Source organism: Pseudomonas sp. PDM18 (assembly GCF_014852585.1).
Classification (GTDB): domain Bacteria; phylum Pseudomonadota; class Gammaproteobacteria; order Pseudomonadales; family Pseudomonadaceae; genus Pseudomonas.
On record NZ_JACVBX010000016.1, the window covers coordinates 84426 to 99468 of the forward strand.

Consider the following 15043-nt stretch of genomic DNA (forward strand, 5'->3'; position numbering starts at 1 on the left):
GCAGCCCCCTATACTCTGCGCGCAATTTTGTCGGCACAAAGTATGCCAAGTTATTGATTTGTGACGCCGACGCCAGAGGACTGTGAGCTGAAGATGGAACCCCGCAAGCCCAATCGTTTGCCCTTCCATCATCAACCGGCTTTTCGCCTGTTGCTCGTCCAGCTGGTGGTGCTGCTTATCGGTGCAGCAGTCCTGTGGTTTGCACGGGGATCGGTCGTAGGCTATTCCGCATTGCTCGGAGGCCTGATTGCGTGGTTGCCGAATCTGTACTTTGCTCGCAAGGCGTTCCGCTACAGCGGCGCGCGTTCTGCCCAGCTGATAGTCCGGTCCTTTTATGCCGGTGAGGCGGGAAAACTGATTTTGACAGCAGTGCTCTTCGCACTGACGTTTGCAGGTGTGAAGCCCCTGGCGCCTCTGGCGCTGTTCGGCCTCTACCTGCTGACCCTCGCGGTCAGCTGGTTTGCACCCCTGCTGATGCGAAACACATTTACAAGACCTTAGAGCGATTGAGGCAAACATGGCAGCAGAAAGCGCTTCGGGTTACATCCAGCACCACTTGCAGAACCTGACCCTGGGTCGTCTGCCGGATGGTTCCTGGGGGTTCGCCCACACCGCCGAACAAGCCAAGGAAATGGGCTTCTGGGCATTCCACGTTGATACCCTGGGCTGGTCCGTATTCCTCGGCCTGGTGTTCATCCTTATCTTCCGCATGGCAGCCAAGAAGGCCACCAGCGGTCAACCTGGCGGCCTGCAGAACTTCGTCGAAGTTCTCGTGGAGTTCGTCGACGGCAGCGTGAAGGACACCTTCCACGGCCGTAACCCGCTCATCGCACCGCTGGCGCTGACCGTGTTCGTCTGGATCTTCCTGATGAACCTGATCGACCTGGTGCCCGTGGACTTCCTGCCGCTCGCGGCCCAGGCGGTCACCGGTAACGAGCACCTGTCCTTCCGCGCAGTAGCCACCACCGATCCGAACGCCACCTTCGGCATGTCGATCGCGGTCTTCGCGCTGATCATCTTCTACAGCATCAAGGTCAAGGGCATCGGCGGCTTCCTCGGCGAACTGACCCTGCACCCGTTCCACAGCAGCAACATGGTGGTTCAGATCATCCTGATCCCCGTGAACTTCCTGCTGGAATTCGTGACCCTGATCGCCAAGCCGGTATCCCTGGCACTGCGTCTGTTCGGCAACATGTACGCCGGCGAGCTGATCTTCATCCTGATCGCCGTGATGTTCGGTTCCGGCATCCTCTGGCTGGGCGGCATGGGCGTCGTGCTGAACTGGGCGTGGGCCGTGTTCCACATCCTGATCATCACCCTGCAGGCCTTCATCTTCATGATGCTGACCATCGTCTACCTGTCGATGGCGCACGAAGACAGCCACTGATCCAAAGATTCTGTACGCCCCTTCCCTCAAGGGAGGGGGTGAAAGAAGAGCTTCACCACCTTAACTTGCTTCACCTTTAACCAACACGACAAAAAAGTCGGGAGGAAAAATGGAAACTGTAGTTGGACTCACTGCTATCGCCGTTGCTCTGCTGATCGGTCTGGGCGCTCTGGGTACCGCCATCGGCTTCGGCCTGCTGGGCGGCAAGTTCCTGGAAGGCGCTGCTCGCCAGCCGGAAATGGTTCCGATGCTGCAGGTCAAAATGTTCATCGTCGCCGGCCTGCTCGACGCCGTGACCATGATCGGCGTTGGTATCGCTCTGTTCTTCACCTTCGCTAACCCGTTCATTGCTCAGGTTGCCCAGTAATTTCCGCAACGCGGGAATCTGTGACTGAACAACGAACGAGCGAGGTATTGGCGTGAACATTAATGCAACTCTGATCGGCCAGGCCATCGCGTTCGCCATCTTCGTCCTGTTCTGCATGAAGTTCGTATGGCCTCCGGTCATCGCGGCTCTGCATGAGCGTCAGAAGAAGATCGCCGACGGCCTGGACGCTGCCAACCGCGCGGCTCGTGACCTGGAACTGGCTCACGAGAAAGCGGGTCAGCAACTGCGCGAAGCCAAGGCTCAAGCAGCCGAAATCATCGAGCAGGCGAAGAAGAGCGCTAACCAGATCGTTGACGAAGCCCGTGATCAGGCCCGTGCCGAAGGTGATCGCATGATCGCTCAGGCCAAGGCTCAGATCGAACAGGAACTCAACAGCGTCAAAGACGCCCTGCGTGCCCAAGTGGGTGCCCTGGCTGTCTCCGGCGCCGAGAAGATCCTGGGTGCTTCGATCGATGCCAACGCGCAAAAGCAGCTGGTTGATCAACTGGCCGCCGAGATCTAAGCAGAGGGCGATATGGCAGAACTGACCACATTGGCTCGTCCATACGCGAAGGCGGCTTTCGAGTACGCCCAGGCTCATCAGCAACTGGCCGACTGGTCCGCTGCTCTGGGTGTGCTGGCTGCAGTGTCGCGGGACGACACCGTGCGCCAGCTGCTCAAGGAGCCCCAGCTGACCGCGGCAGCCAAGGCTGACGCGCTGATCGACGTGTGTGGCGACAAGCTCAATGCTCCGGCCCAGAACTTCGTCCGGACTGTGGCTGAAAACAAGCGGCTCGACCTCCTGCCGACCATCTTCGTGATGTTCGAGCAGCTCAAGGCCGAGCAGGAAAAGCTGGTCGAGGTCGAGGTCACCAGTGCCTTCGCCCTGGACCAGGAACAGCAGGACAAACTCGCCAAGGCTCTCAGCGCCCGGCTCAGTCGCGAAGTGCGACTTCATGCGTCGGAAGACGCGAGCCTGATCGGCGGCGTGGTAATTCGCGCCGGTGACTTGGTAATCGATGGCTCGGTGCGCGGCAAAATCGCGAAACTGGCCGAAGCGTTGAAATCTTGAGTTTGAAGGGGCAGCGGCATGCAGCAACTCAATCCTTCCGAAATTAGTGAAATCATCAAGGGGCGCATCGAGAAACTCGACGTCGCCTCGCAAGCGCGCAACGAAGGCACCATCGTCAGTGTTTCCGACGGCATCGTGCGCATCTTCGGTCTGGCCGACGTCATGTACGGCGAGATGATCGAATTCCCGGGCGGCGTCTACGGTATGGCGCTGAACCTGGAGCAAGACTCCGTCGGTGCTGTGGTACTGGGTGAATACCAGGACCTCAAAGAAGGCATGAACGCCAAGTGCACCGGCCGCATCCTGGAAGTACCGGTTGGTCCGGAACTGCTGGGCCGCGTTGTCGACGCTCTGGGTAACCCGATTGATGGCAAAGGCCCGATCGATGCCAAGCTGACCGACGCTGTCGAGAAAGTGGCACCGGGCGTGATCTGGCGTAAGTCGGTAGACCAGCCGGTTCAGACTGGTTACAAGTCGGTTGACGCCATGATCCCGGTTGGCCGTGGCCAGCGCGAGCTGATCATCGGTGACCGTCAGATCGGTAAAACCGCTCTGGCCATCGACGCCATCATCAATCAGAAGAACAGCGGCATCCGCTGCGTCTACGTTGCCATTGGTCAGAAGCAATCGACCATCGCCAACGTCGTACGCAAGCTGGAAGAGAACGGCGCCCTGGCCAACACCATCGTGGTGGTTGCCAGTGCTTCGGAATCCGCCGCTCTGCAATACCTGGCTCCGTACTCCGGTTGCACCATGGGCGAATTCTTCCGCGACCGCGGTGAAGATGCCCTGATCGTGTACGACGACCTCTCCAAGCAGGCCGTAGCCTACCGCCAGATCTCCCTGCTGCTGCGCCGTCCGCCGGGCCGCGAAGCTTACCCGGGCGACGTGTTCTATCTCCACAGCCGTCTGCTGGAGCGCGCTTCCCGCGTTTCCGAAGAGTACGTAGAGAAGTTCACCAACGGCGAAGTGAAAGGCAAGACCGGTTCCCTGACCGCCCTGCCGATCATCGAAACCCAGGCTGGCGACGTTTCTGCGTTCGTTCCGACCAACGTGATCTCCATCACCGACGGTCAGATCTTCCTGGAATCCGCAATGTTCAACTCGGGTATCCGTCCGGCCGTCAACGCCGGTATCTCGGTATCCCGTGTTGGTGGCGCGGCCCAGACCAAGATCATCAAAAAGCTGTCCGGTGGTATCCGTACCGCGCTGGCCCAGTACCGTGAACTGGCGGCCTTCGCCCAGTTCGCCTCGGACCTGGACGACGCGACCCGCAAGCAGCTGGAACATGGTCAGCGCGTTACCGAGCTGATGAAGCAGAAGCAATACGCGCCGATGTCCATCGCCGAGATGTCGCTGTCCCTGTATGCCGCCGAGCGTGGCTTCCTGCAGGACGTCGAGATCGCCAAGGTGGGCGCCTTCGAACAAGCGCTGATCGCCTACTTCCAACGTGAGAACGCCGCTCTGCTGGCGAAGATCAACGAGAAGGGTGACTTCAACGACGAAATCGACGCAGGCATCAAGGCCGGCATCGAGAAGTTCAAGGCCACCCAAACCTGGTAAGCCGCAGCGGGGGTCGTTAACGGTCCCCGCCTGCTAAACCGATAGGTGTGAAATGGCAGGCGCAAAAGAGATTCGCAGCAAGATTGCGAGCATCAAAAGCACGCAAAAAATCACCAATGCCATGGAAAAGGTGGCGGTGAGCAAGATGCGCAAGGCACAAATGCGCATGGCGGCCGGCCGTCCCTACGCGGAGCGCATTCGCCAGGTGATCGGCCATCTGGCCAACGCCAACCCGGAATACCGTCACCCGTTCATGGTCGAGCGTGAAGTAAAACGCGTCGGCTACATCGTGGTGAGCTCCGACCGTGGACTGGCTGGCGGCCTGAACATCAACCTGTTCAAGGCTCTCGTCAAGGACATGAGCGGGCAGCGCGATCGTGGCGCGGAGATCGATCTCTGCGTGATCGGCTCCAAGGGTGCATCCTTCTTCAAGAGCTATGGCGGCAACGTAGTTGCAGCTATCAGCCACCTGGGCGAAGAGCCGTCGATCAATGATCTGATCGGCAGCGTCAAGGTCATGCTGGATGCCTACCTGGAAGGTCGTATCGATCGCCTGTACGTGGTTTCCAACAAGTTCGTCAACACCATGACCCAGAAGCCGACCGTGGAACAGCTGATTCCGCTGGTGGCCGAGGACAATGCCGAGCTGAAGCACCACTGGGACTACCTCTACGAACCCGACGCCAAGGCCCTCCTCGACGGTCTGCTGGTGCGCTACGTGGAATCCCAGGTGTATCAGGCCGTGGTTGAGAACAACGCCTGTGAGCAGGCGGCCCGGATGATTGCAATGAAGAACGCTACCGACAACGCCGGTGATCTGATCAGTGGTCTGCAACTGATCTACAACAAGGCACGTCAGGCGGCGATCACCCAGGAAATCTCGGAAATCGTCGGCGGCGCTGCCGCGGTGTAAGAACAGGTTCAAAATTCAGAGGAACCAGACATGAGTAGCGGACGTATTGTTCAAATCATCGGCGCCGTGATCGACGTGGAATTCCCGCGCGATGCCGTGCCGAGCATCTACGAGGCCCTGAAAGTTCAGGGCGTCGAAACCACCCTGGAAGTTCAGCAGCAGCTGGGCGACGGCGTGGTTCGTTCCATTGCGATGGGTTCCACCGAAGGCCTCAAGCGTGGCCTGAACGTGGAAAGCACCGGCGCAGCCATCTCCGTCCCGGTCGGCACCAAGACCCTGGGCCGCATCATGGACGTGCTGGGCAACCCGATCGACGAAGCCGGTCCCATCGGTGAAGAAGAGCGCTGGGGTATTCACCGCGACGCTCCGTCCTACGCTGACCAGGCTGGCGGCAACGACCTGCTCGAAACCGGCATCAAGGTTATCGACCTGGTCTGCCCGTTCGCCAAGGGCGGTAAAGTCGGTCTGTTCGGTGGTGCCGGTGTAGGCAAGACCGTAAACATGATGGAACTGATCCGGAACATCGCCATGGAGCACAGCGGTTACTCTGTGTTCGCTGGTGTGGGTGAGCGTACTCGTGAGGGTAACGACTTCTACCACGAGATGAAGGATTCCGGCGTACTGGACAAGGTAGCCCTGGTTTACGGCCAGATGAACGAGCCGCCGGGCAACCGTCTGCGCGTTGCACTGACCGGCCTGACCATGGCCGAGAAGTTCCGTGACGAAGGCCGTGACGTACTGCTGTTCATCGACAACATCTACCGTTACACCCTCGCCGGTACCGAAGTATCCGCACTGCTGGGCCGTATGCCTTCCGCAGTAGGTTACCAGCCGACCCTGGCCGAAGAGATGGGCGTTCTGCAAGAGCGCATCACCTCCACCAAGAAAGGCTCGATCACCTCGATCCAGGCCGTTTACGTTCCCGCGGACGACCTGACCGACCCGAGCCCGGCGACCACCTTCGCCCACCTGGACGCCACCGTCGTACTGTCCCGTGACATCGCCTCGCTGGGTATCTACCCGGCAGTTGATCCGCTGGACTCGACTTCCCGTCAGCTGGACCCGCTGGTCATCGGCCAGGATCACTACGACACCGCTCGTGGCGTGCAGTACGTTCTGCAGCGCTACAAGGAGCTGAAGGACATCATCGCGATCCTCGGCATGGACGAACTGTCCGAGTCCGACAAGCTGCTGGTGGCCCGTGCTCGTAAGATCCAGCGCTTCCTGTCCCAGCCGTTCTTCGTGGCTGAAGTATTCACCGGCTCGCCGGGCAAATACGTCTCCCTGAAGGACACCATCGCTGGCTTCAAAGGCATCCTCAACGGCGACTACGATCACCTGCCCGAGCAGGCGTTCTACATGGTCGGCGGCATCGAAGAAGCCATCGAGAAAGCGAAGAAGCTGTAATCCGTGCGCCCGGCAACGGGCGCTTACGTGAGGCAAGGGTATGGCTATTACTGTCCACTGCGACATCGTCAGCGCCGAAGCGGAGATCTTCTCCGGTCTGGTCGAGCTGGTCGTAGCGCACGGCTCCCTGGGCGATCTGGGTATCGCTCCGGGCCACGCGCCGCTGATCACCGAGCTCAAGCCGGGTCCGATCCGCCTGGTGAAGCAGGGTGGCGAGCAGGAGGTGTACTACATCTCCGGTGGCTTCCTCGAAGTACAGCCGAGCATGGTCAAGGTTCTCGCCGACACCGTGATTCGCGCAGGTGACCTCGACGAAGCGGCTGCCCAGACCGCACTGAAGGAAGCTGAGAAGGCTCTGCAAGGTAAAGGTGCAGAGTTCGACTACAGCTCCGCCGCAGCCCGCCTGGCCGAAGCCGCAGCGCAACTGCGCACGGTCCAGCAGGTTCGCAAGAAGTACGGCGGCTGAGCCGCGAAGTCCCCAGGGACTTCAGCGTCAAATAGGAAAAGGGTAGCCTTGGCTACCCTTTTTCTTTTTCCACATCCGGGGTTTCCCCGGTCACCAGGACGGTCCCTCACTCATGTCCCTCGAAATCGTCATTCTTGCCGCTGGCCAGGGCACCCGCATGCGCTCGGCCTTGCCGAAAGTCCTGCATCCGGTCGCTGGCAAACCGATGCTTGCCCACGTGATCGATATCGCCCGTGGCCTCAGCCCGACGCGTATCCACGTGGTGATTGGCCATGGCGCCGACCTGGTGCGTGAGCGCCTGCAGGCAGATGACCTCAATTTCGTGATCCAGGAACAGCAGTTGGGCACCGGCCACGCCGTGGCGCAGGCCGCCCCGTTCCTGAGTGCGGACAATGTGTTGATCCTCTACGGCGATGTGCCGCTGATCGAGCAACCGACCCTGGAGCGGCTGATGGCCCAGGCCACGCCGGAGCAGCTGGCGCTGCTGACCGTCGAGCTGGAAGACCCCACCGGCTACGGCCGCATCATTCGCGATGGCGCTGGCGAAGTTCAGGCCATCGTCGAGCAGAAGGACGCCACTGCCGAGCAGCGCGCCATCCGCGAAGGCAATACCGGTATCCTCGCTGCGCCGCGTGAGCGCCTGCTGGGCTGGTTGTCGCGTCTTTCCAACTCCAACGCCCAGGGCGAGTACTACCTCACCGACGTCATTGCCATGGCAGTCGGCGACGGCCTGCGTGTGGCCACCGCCCAACCTCAGGTGGCGATGGAGACCCAGGGCGCCAATGATCGCCTGCAGCTCTCCGAGCTGGAGCGCTTCTTCCAGCAGCGCGTGGCGCGACGCCTGATGGCCCAGGGCGTGACTCTGATCGATCCGGCGCGCTTCGACGTGCGGGGCGAAGTCAGCGTCGGCCGCGACGTGAGCATCGATATCAACGTGATCCTCGAAGGTCAGGTGGAGATCGAGGACGACGTGCAGATCGGCCCGAACTGCTATATCAAGGACAGCACCTTGCGCCGCGGCGCCATCATCAAGGCCAACTCGCACCTGGAAGGCGCCCACGTCGGCCCCGACAGCGACGTCGGCCCGTTCGCTCGCCTGCGTCCGGGCAGCGTGCTGGAGCGCAAGGTGCATGTGGGTAACTTTGTCGAGCTGAAGAACGCCCACCTGCAGGACGGCGTGAAGGTCGGTCACCTGACTTACCTGGGCGACAGCGAAGTCGGTGCGCGCAGCAACATCGGCGCCGGCACCATTACCTGCAACTACGATGGCGCGAACAAATGGCGCACCACCATCGGCGAGGATGTATTCATCGGCTCCAACAATTCGCTGGTGGCGCCTGTGGATATCGGCACCGGCGCCACGACCGGCGCGGGTTCCACCATCACCGCCGAGGTTCCGGCCGGCACGCTCGGCGTCGGTCGCGCCAAGCAGCGGGTGATCGAAGGCTGGAAGCGCCCGGAAAAGATCAAGAAATCCTGATACATAGGCATCGTCCTGTGGGTAATTTGTTATCCACAGGACGATTCGCTGATTCCGTTATTCACAGGCCATCCCGTAAACCTCGGAGTGGCCCGTTCTCGCTGGAGCTTTCCCGGTCATGCTTGGCGTCGCCATCCTGATCTTTCTGATCACCGACCCGTTCGGCAACATCGCGGTGTTTCTCGCCGCCCTCAAGTCGGTCCCCGCCGAGCGTCGTTTGAAAGTGGCACTGCGCGAGCTGCTGTTCGCCCTGGGCCTGCTGCTGCTGTTCCTCACCCTGGGCGAACACATCCTCACCGGCCTGGGTCTGTCCAAGGAAGCGACCGGCATCGCCGGGGGCATCATCCTCTTCGTGGTCGCCATGCGTCTGATCTTCCCCACGCCTCAGGGCGTACTGGGCGACATGCCGGACAACGAGCCTCTGTTCGTGCCGCTGGCGACGCCGGCGGTGGCGGGGCCATCCGCGCTGGCGATGCTGATCACCCTGCGCAGCACCTACACTGGTCCGTTGTGGGAGCTGTATCTCGCGGTGATCCTTGCCTGGGCGGCCACTGCCTTCATCCTGATGCAGGCGGCTTTCCTCCAGCGCTTCCTCGGCCCGCGCGGGCTGATGGCCGTGGAACGCCTGGCCGGCATGCTGCTGATCATGCTCAGTGTGAACATGCTCCTGCAGAACGTGCGCAGCTTCCTGCACATCGCTGCCTGACGCTTTGCCCCTGAGAATCGCCATGATCCTGCGTGTCCTGACCTTTGCCTTGCTCACCACTCTGCTCGCCGGCTGCGCCGACAAGGGCCTGCAGATCGATCGCGAGCATGTGTCGAAGAACCAGGACAGCCGCATCCAGTACGTCATCGTCCACTACACCTCGGCCGACCTGCCGCGCTCGCTGGCGCTGCTGACCCACGGCGAAGTGAGCGCGCATTACCTGATCGGTGACAACCCGCCGACCATTTACCAACTGGTCGACGAGAACCGTCGTGCCTGGCACGCCGGCGCCAGCGAATGGCAGGGACGTACCTGGCTCAACTCCACCTCAATCGGCATCGAGCTGGTGAACCCCGGCTACCGCGTTACTCCAAGCGGGAAGATCTGGTATCCGTACCCCGATACGCAGATCGACGCGCTCATCGCCTTGCTCAAAGACATTACCAAGCGCCAGGGCATTACTCCGGAACACATCCTTGGCCACAGCGATATCGCCCCGCAGCGCAAGGTCGATCCGGGCCCGCTGTTTCCCTGGAAGAAACTCGCCGAAGCTGGCCTGATTCCCTGGCCGAAGCCGGGTGAGCTTGCTCGCCGCCTGACCGAGTTGAACGGCCAACTGCCCGCTCCGGGCTGGTTCCAGCAACAGCTGGCACGCCACGGTTACGCGGTGCCGCTCGATGGGGTGATGGATGAGGAAACCCGCAACGTGATCGCGGCGTTCCAGATGCGCTTCCGCCCGGAGCGCTTCGACGGCGAACCTGACCTGGAAACCGCCGCGCTATTGCTGGCGGTACCGACCTCCTAAACCGGCAGCAGCAGGTAGAAGCGCGAGCCCTTGCCCTGTTGCGAACGCAGGGCGATGCGTCCGCCATGCAGTTGCACGATTTCCCGGCATAGTGCCAGGCCAAGTCCTACGCCGCCTTTCTTGCGGCCCACCTGCACGAAGGGTTCGAAGATACGCCCTTGCTGGCTGAGCGGGATGCCGTCGCCGCTATCTTCCACGGCAATTGCCACGCGCTCTTCCTGGCAGCGCGCCTGCAGGCGGATGGTGCCGCCGTCGGGCGTATGGCGCAGCGCGTTGCCGATCAGGTTATCCAGCACCCGCTCGATCTGCGTGCGGTCGACATTGATGGCAGGCAGCCCCTCGGCTATCTCCAGGTCCAGCTCGATGCGCTTGTCTTCGGCCGGCCCGATGAAGCGCTGGTGCGCCTGGCGCAGCAGGTCGCCGACATCGCAGAGCTGCAGTTCGAGCTTCTGGGTGCCGCTCTGGTAGCGGGAGAAATTCAGCAAGTCGTTGATCAGCCGCACCAGACGGTGCATCTCCTCGTCCACGGTGCGCACCAGGTCGCGCTCGCGGGATTCCTCGGGAAACTTCAGCCGCTCGGCGAGCAGGCCGAAGGCCATGTGCATGCCGGTCATGGGCGTGCGCAACTCGTGGGAAGCACGCAGCACGAAGTCGTTGCGCACGCGCTCGAAGGCACGCTGCTCGGTGACATCGCGTACCACCATCACAGCGCCGATGCTGCGCCCGTCGTCGTGGCTGACCGGCGACATGCCCCAGGTCAGTAGTCGGCTCTCGCCGCTCACCTCCACCACTAGGTCCTGCGGGGTTTCCTCCAGCAGGTTGCCGGTCAGGACGCGCTGCACTGCCTGCGTCAGCGCCGGGTTGTCGAGCATCGTGCCCAGCTCCTGGCCCTGGGGATCGCTGTGGGAAAACAGCTGGCGCGTGGCGACCGGATTGGCGTGCTCGATTCGGCCGTGTCGGTCGAGGATCACCAGGCCGTCGTCGATGCTGTCGAGCACCGCCAGCAGGCGTTTGCGGCCTGACCCCAAGGCCTCGGTGTTGCTCGCGCGGTAAAGCCGCAGGGCTTCGGCCATCAGACCGAAGCGGCGGCTTAGCGAGGACATCTCGGAGACGCCGGAAACTGGCAGGGTGACGTCGAATTCGCCCTGGCCGATCTTGTCCGCGGCTTTGGCCAGCGTCTCGATGGGCGCGCCGAATCGGCGGGCGATGTTGTGGGCGGTGATGAAGCCGACCACCAGGATGGCGATGCCGATGAGCCCGAGCAGCCCGCTGACCAGCAGAGTGCGGTCGCGGGCCGAACGCTCATCGGCGCTGATATTGTCCATCGCGCCCTGGTGCAAGGCCAGCAAGCGGTTGCGCAGAGCATCGAGGGTGCGGCTCAGGTCGCTGTCCTCCAGCAACTCCGGGCGCCCCGGGCCGGGCGTATCGGTGGCCTCGATGAACAGACGGTGAGCATCGGCGATTTCCGTCATGGCCTGGCGCTCACTGCTGTTGCGCGCCATCGCGCGCCCCCGCTCGAGCGCCTGGGCGAAGTGCGTGCGGGCCTGTTCCAGGCGCTCCGGGCTCGGCCGCGCACTGAGTATCTGCACCAGTTCGTCGCCCAGAGCCTGGCGCAGGCGCTGGGAGACCTCGATGGCGTCGAAGTTGTGCTGGATCAGTTGGGCTTGTTCACGGCCGGTCAGCACCACGCTGAACAGCCCGAGGAGCAGTCCCAGCAGCGCTACCGTGATCAGCGCCGAGATGCTCAGGAAGAGTCTCGTGCGCAGCGTCATCGGGATCGGCAGGTTCACAGGCTGTACTGCTTGCGCTTGCGATAGAGGGTGGAAGCGTCGATCCCCAGGGTCTTGGCGGCTTGGTCGAGGGTTGCGCTGGAGGCCATCACGGCAGCGATGTGGGCTTTCTCCAGTTCTTCCAGGCTCATGGCTTCTCCGATGCGCGGCGCGGAGCTGGTGGTTTGTTCGCCAATCGCAAGCTGCTCTACGCCAATTAGATCAAAATTGCAGATGATGCTTGCACGTTCGATCACGTTGCGCAGCTCTCGCACGTTCCCCGGCCAGTTGTAGCGGCGCAGCAGTGCGCGAGCCTCGTCGGTGAAGCCGCGAGCGGGGCGGCCGTAATCCTTCACGAAGCGGGCAAGGAAGCGCTCGGCCAGTCCGATGATGTCCTCGGCACGTTCGCGCAGTGGTGGCAGGTTCAGCACGATGACGTTCAGCCGGTAGAGCAAGTCCTCGCGGAAAGCGCCCTGGGCGACCATGCCGGCCAGATCGCGGTTGGTGGCGGCTAGGATGCGGACGTCGGCATTGCGGGTCACCGGGTCACCAACGCGCTCGTACTCCTTGTCCTGGATGAACCGCAGCAACTTTGGCTGCAGAGTGAGGGGAAAATCGCCGATCTCGTCGAGGAACAGCGTGCCACCATCCGCCTGGCTGATGCGCCCGAGGGTGTTTTCGGTGGCTCCGGTGAAGGCGCCCCGGCTGTGGCCGAACAGCTCGCTTTCCATCAGTTCGGCGGTCAGGGAAGGGCAGTTGATCGTCACGCAGGATTTCTTTGCGCGCTTGCTCCAGTTGTGGATCGCCCGCGCCAACTCGCCCTTGCCCGAGCCGGATTCGCCGAGGATGAGGATATTGGCGTCGGTGGCGGCGACCTGGCGGGCGGTTTCCAGCACAGCGGCCATCGCCGGGCTGTGGGATTCCAGTACATCGCCCTGTTTGCGCATCTCGCCTTCGAGCGCCTCGATGCGCGCGGTCAATTGGCGCACCTCCAGTTGCTTGGCGGCGGCCAGGCGCAGCTGGTCGGGGCTGCAGGGTTTCACCAGGTAATCGACGGCGCCGGCCTGCATGGCGTCCACGGCGGTGTCCACTGCCGAATGCGCGGTGACTATCACCACGCGCATCCAGGGTGCCTGCACGCGCATCTGCGCCAGTACATCCAGGCCGTTGTCATCCCCCAGGCGCAGGTCGAGGAAGCAAAGGTCGAACACCTGGCGCTGCAGCAGGTTCTCGGCCTGCTGCGCACTGCTGGCGGTAGCCACGCTGTAGCCCTCGTCCTCGAGGCAGTAGCGGAACGAGCGCAGGATGGCGGACTCGTCATCGACCAGCAGGATCCGGCCTTGCTGTTCAGGCGTTGCGTCCATTCAGCGATTTCCTCCGTTGTGTGATTCGTTGTTGTAAGGGGTGCGATTTTTCTTAGTCCAGGGATTTTCGTGCAAGTTGCAAGAATCTTTCTGAAGTCTCGGGCAGGGTGCACAGTGCCGGTTACGCCCAGGCGATTCAACACATTGAATTACAAGAATTTTATCCACAAATCGCACTGGCACGGCGCTTGCGAATCCAATGTTGCACCATCGTTTGCCGGAGACGCGCCATGCCTAACCCGAAGATCCTCGCCCTTGCACTGAGTTCCGCGCTGCTCGCCCTGCAGCCGCTGGCCAGCCACGCCGCCGAGGCCGGGCTGAGCGCGCAACTGGCCGAGGCGCGCCAGGAAGGTTCGATCTGGACGGCCATCAACCTCAACCGCGAACTCAAGCCCTACGCGATCAAGGTGGATGTAGAAAACGGCCGCGCGCGGCTGACGGGTGCCGTGGCCAGTGAAGAACAGAAGTCGCTGGCCGGGCAGATCGCCGGCAGTGTCGAAGGCATCACCGCTGTGGATAACCAGTTGGGTGTCGATGCTTCTCAAGCTGATGCACAGAACACCGGCACCACCAAGGACGAAGGCGTGGTGCAGAAGTGGGATGACGCCACGCTGGCGGCGAGGGTGAAATCCAAGCTGCTGCTGGAAAAGCGCGGCGAAGGCTTGGATATCAAGGTCACCAGCAAGTCCGGCGCGGTCACCCTCGAAGGCACGGTAATCAGCGAGGAGGCCAGCCAGCAGGCCGCCCACCTGGCCGCGCAGACCGAAGGCGTGAGCGCTGTGGATAACCGACTGCGGGTCGACCCGGACGCCGCCTCCACGCAGACATTCGAAAAGTCCGTCGGCGATGCCCAGGCCGCCGTGAGCGACGCCTGGATCACCAGCCAGATCAAGGCCGGCATCCTCTCCGCCCATGCGCTGAAGGGGCTTTCCATCGGTGTTTCCACTCGCGATGGCGTGGTGACCCTCAGTGGCCAGGTGCCCACTGCCGACGAGCGCCAGCAATTGATCGATTCCGCCAGCAAGACCCGTGGTGTGCGCGAGGTGGACGCCACTGCGCTGAAGGTGGCCGGCCAGGCTGCCTGACTTCCACCCTTTTCTTTGCAGGAGTACTTGTCATGACTCGCACGACCAGTCAGCTCAATGAACTCATCGAGATAACCCGTGACGGCCAGCGCTTCTACCAGCACGCCATCCAGGAAGTGAAGGATGCGCGGCTGCAGCGGCTGTTCCAGTCCATGGCGCAGGCCAAGACCGACGTGATCAACGCCCTTGCCGGGAAGGTTGCCGCCAATCATGAAGACCCCGCTACCGGCGGCACGCTGCTGGGCAAACTGCGCCAGGTCTATGCCGACACCCGCGCGACCCTTGCCAGTGATGAAGGCGCCACCTATGTGGCCCAGTTGGAGGAAGCCGAGGACCGCATCCTCCATGCCTTCGAGGACGCGCTGGAGAATGGCACGCCGGAAACCCAGGCGATGCTGCGCGCCGAATTGCCCAAGGTACGGGCCTGCCACGACCAGATGAGCGAGCTGAAGCACTCGCTGAAGTGATGGGGTTCACAAGAGCGCAGGGAGGCGCTCCGCCGTCGGGATTGCAAATCGCACGACCTATCCCGACCCATCGTGCAGGATGCGGCAGAAAGGTATCTCATTCATATATTTAAAATATTGATTTAAAAGGAAAAAATAGGATTCATCAGACTGGCATGCGGCGTGCAATTCCTACTGCAAGACAGTCAACAG

At 62.0% G+C, this 15043-nt stretch carries 16 protein-coding genes; 14 read left to right on the top strand and 2 right to left on the bottom strand.

Going from position 1 to position 15043, the window contains the following annotated elements; all coding sequences use genetic code 11:
• Positions 1-93: 93 nt before the first annotated feature.
• The 12 genes from IB274_RS26080 to IB274_RS26135 all read left to right on the top strand — a co-directional run bounded on the left by IB274_RS26080 (position 94) and on the right by IB274_RS26135 (position 10166).
• Complete coding sequence (locus IB274_RS26080) at positions 94-501, top strand: F0F1 ATP synthase subunit I (protein ID WP_192435700.1); 408 nt, start codon at positions 94-96, stop codon at positions 499-501.
• Between the two features lie 16 nt (positions 502-517).
• Positions 518-1387 (top strand): F0F1 ATP synthase subunit A, encoded by an 870-nt coding sequence (gene atpB / locus IB274_RS26085; protein ID WP_192435701.1) that lies wholly within the window; start codon positions 518-520, stop codon positions 1385-1387.
• 109 nt (positions 1388-1496) lie between these two features.
• Positions 1497-1754 (top strand): F0F1 ATP synthase subunit C, encoded by a 258-nt coding sequence (gene atpE, locus IB274_RS26090; protein WP_003457994.1) that lies wholly within the window; start codon positions 1497-1499, stop codon positions 1752-1754.
• Positions 1755-1806: 52 nt separating this feature from the next.
• Entirely contained in the window at positions 1807-2277 is a 471-nt protein-coding gene (locus tag IB274_RS26095) for a F0F1 ATP synthase subunit B (RefSeq protein WP_017518842.1), read from the top strand.
• Positions 2278-2289: 12 nt separating this feature from the next.
• Entirely contained in the window at positions 2290-2826 is a 537-nt protein-coding gene (locus IB274_RS26100; protein WP_017518841.1) for a F0F1 ATP synthase subunit delta, read from the top strand.
• Positions 2827-2844: 18 nt separating this feature from the next.
• The gene (gene atpA / locus IB274_RS26105) at positions 2845-4389 is read left to right on the top strand and encodes a F0F1 ATP synthase subunit alpha (protein ID WP_045213785.1); all 1545 of its coding nucleotides are present in this window, start codon (positions 2845-2847) and stop codon (positions 4387-4389) included.
• 52 nt (positions 4390-4441) lie between these two features.
• On the top strand, positions 4442-5302 hold the full coding sequence (gene atpG / locus IB274_RS26110; RefSeq protein WP_017518839.1) for a F0F1 ATP synthase subunit gamma: 861 nt from the start codon (positions 4442-4444) through the stop codon (positions 5300-5302).
• A 30-nt stretch (positions 5303-5332) separates the two neighbouring features.
• Positions 5333-6709 carry a F0F1 ATP synthase subunit beta gene (gene atpD / locus IB274_RS26115; protein WP_045213787.1) on the top strand — a complete coding sequence of 459 codons (1377 nt, stop codon included), beginning with the start codon at positions 5333-5335 and terminating at the stop codon, positions 6707-6709.
• A gap of 40 nt (positions 6710-6749) precedes the next feature.
• A complete protein-coding gene (locus IB274_RS26120) occupies positions 6750-7175 on the top strand; it encodes a F0F1 ATP synthase subunit epsilon (RefSeq protein ID WP_045213789.1) in 426 nt (141 codons plus the stop codon).
• 112 nt (positions 7176-7287) lie between these two features.
• Complete coding sequence (gene glmU / locus IB274_RS26125; RefSeq protein ID WP_192435702.1) at positions 7288-8655, top strand: bifunctional UDP-N-acetylglucosamine diphosphorylase/glucosamine-1-phosphate N-acetyltransferase GlmU; 1368 nt, start codon at positions 7288-7290, stop codon at positions 8653-8655.
• A 118-nt stretch (positions 8656-8773) separates the two neighbouring features.
• Positions 8774-9361, top strand: a complete 588-nt coding sequence (locus tag IB274_RS26130) for a MarC family protein (protein ID WP_017518835.1) — start codon at positions 8774-8776, stop codon at positions 9359-9361.
• Positions 9362-9383: 22 nt separating this feature from the next.
• Positions 9384-10166, top strand: coding sequence for an N-acetylmuramoyl-L-alanine amidase (locus IB274_RS26135; protein ID WP_192435703.1), 783 nt, complete (start codon positions 9384-9386; stop codon positions 10164-10166).
• Here the strand turns inward: IB274_RS26135 and IB274_RS26140 are convergent.
• Entirely contained in the window at positions 10163-11956 is a 1794-nt protein-coding gene (locus IB274_RS26140; RefSeq protein WP_192435704.1) for a KinB sensor domain-containing domain, read from the bottom strand. The two genes, IB274_RS26135 and IB274_RS26140, sit on opposite strands and share 4 nt — an antisense overlap.
• Entirely contained in the window at positions 11953-13299 is a 1347-nt protein-coding gene (gene algB / locus IB274_RS26145; RefSeq protein ID WP_192435705.1) for a sigma-54-dependent response regulator transcription factor AlgB, read from the bottom strand. The genes IB274_RS26140 and algB overlap by 4 nt, the downstream gene beginning before the upstream one ends.
• Before the next feature lie 230 nt (positions 13300-13529).
• On the opposite strand from algB, the gene IB274_RS26150 reads away from it, so the two are divergent.
• Positions 13530-14384 (top strand): BON domain-containing protein, encoded by an 855-nt coding sequence (locus tag IB274_RS26150; protein WP_192435706.1) that lies wholly within the window; start codon positions 13530-13532, stop codon positions 14382-14384.
• 32 nt (positions 14385-14416) lie between these two features.
• Entirely contained in the window at positions 14417-14851 is a 435-nt protein-coding gene (locus IB274_RS26155; RefSeq protein WP_192435707.1) for a ferritin-like domain-containing protein, read from the top strand.
• Positions 14852-15043 lie beyond the last annotated feature (192 nt).

Excerpts from the sequence above, each read along its gene's own strand:
- atpG (WP_017518839.1), top strand. The coding sequence starts at position 4,442 with ATGGCAGGCGCAAAAGAGATTCGCAGCAAGATTGCGAGCATCAAAAGC.
- IB274_RS26120 (WP_045213789.1), top strand. The coding sequence starts at position 6,750 with ATGGCTATTACTGTCCACTGCGACATCGTCAGCGCCGAAGCGGAGATC.
- atpD (WP_045213787.1), top strand. The coding sequence starts at position 5,333 with ATGAGTAGCGGACGTATTGTTCAAATCATCGGCGCCGTGATCGACGTG.
- atpE (WP_003457994.1), top strand. The coding sequence starts at position 1,497 with ATGGAAACTGTAGTTGGACTCACTGCTATCGCCGTTGCTCTGCTGATC.
- glmU (WP_192435702.1), top strand. The coding sequence starts at position 7,288 with ATGTCCCTCGAAATCGTCATTCTTGCCGCTGGCCAGGGCACCCGCATG.
- IB274_RS26080 (WP_192435700.1), top strand. The coding sequence starts at position 94 with ATGGAACCCCGCAAGCCCAATCGTTTGCCCTTCCATCATCAACCGGCT.
- algB (WP_192435705.1), bottom strand. The coding sequence starts at position 13,299 with ATGGACGCAACGCCTGAACAGCAAGGCCGGATCCTGCTGGTCGATGAC.
- IB274_RS26155 (WP_192435707.1), top strand. The coding sequence starts at position 14,417 with ATGACTCGCACGACCAGTCAGCTCAATGAACTCATCGAGATAACCCGT.
- IB274_RS26135 (WP_192435703.1), top strand. The coding sequence starts at position 9,384 with ATGATCCTGCGTGTCCTGACCTTTGCCTTGCTCACCACTCTGCTCGCC.
- IB274_RS26100 (WP_017518841.1), top strand. The coding sequence starts at position 2,290 with ATGGCAGAACTGACCACATTGGCTCGTCCATACGCGAAGGCGGCTTTC.
- atpA (WP_045213785.1), top strand. The coding sequence starts at position 2,845 with ATGCAGCAACTCAATCCTTCCGAAATTAGTGAAATCATCAAGGGGCGC.
- atpB (WP_192435701.1), top strand. The coding sequence starts at position 518 with ATGGCAGCAGAAAGCGCTTCGGGTTACATCCAGCACCACTTGCAGAAC.
- IB274_RS26130 (WP_017518835.1), top strand. The coding sequence starts at position 8,774 with ATGCTTGGCGTCGCCATCCTGATCTTTCTGATCACCGACCCGTTCGGC.
- IB274_RS26150 (WP_192435706.1), top strand. The coding sequence starts at position 13,530 with ATGCCTAACCCGAAGATCCTCGCCCTTGCACTGAGTTCCGCGCTGCTC.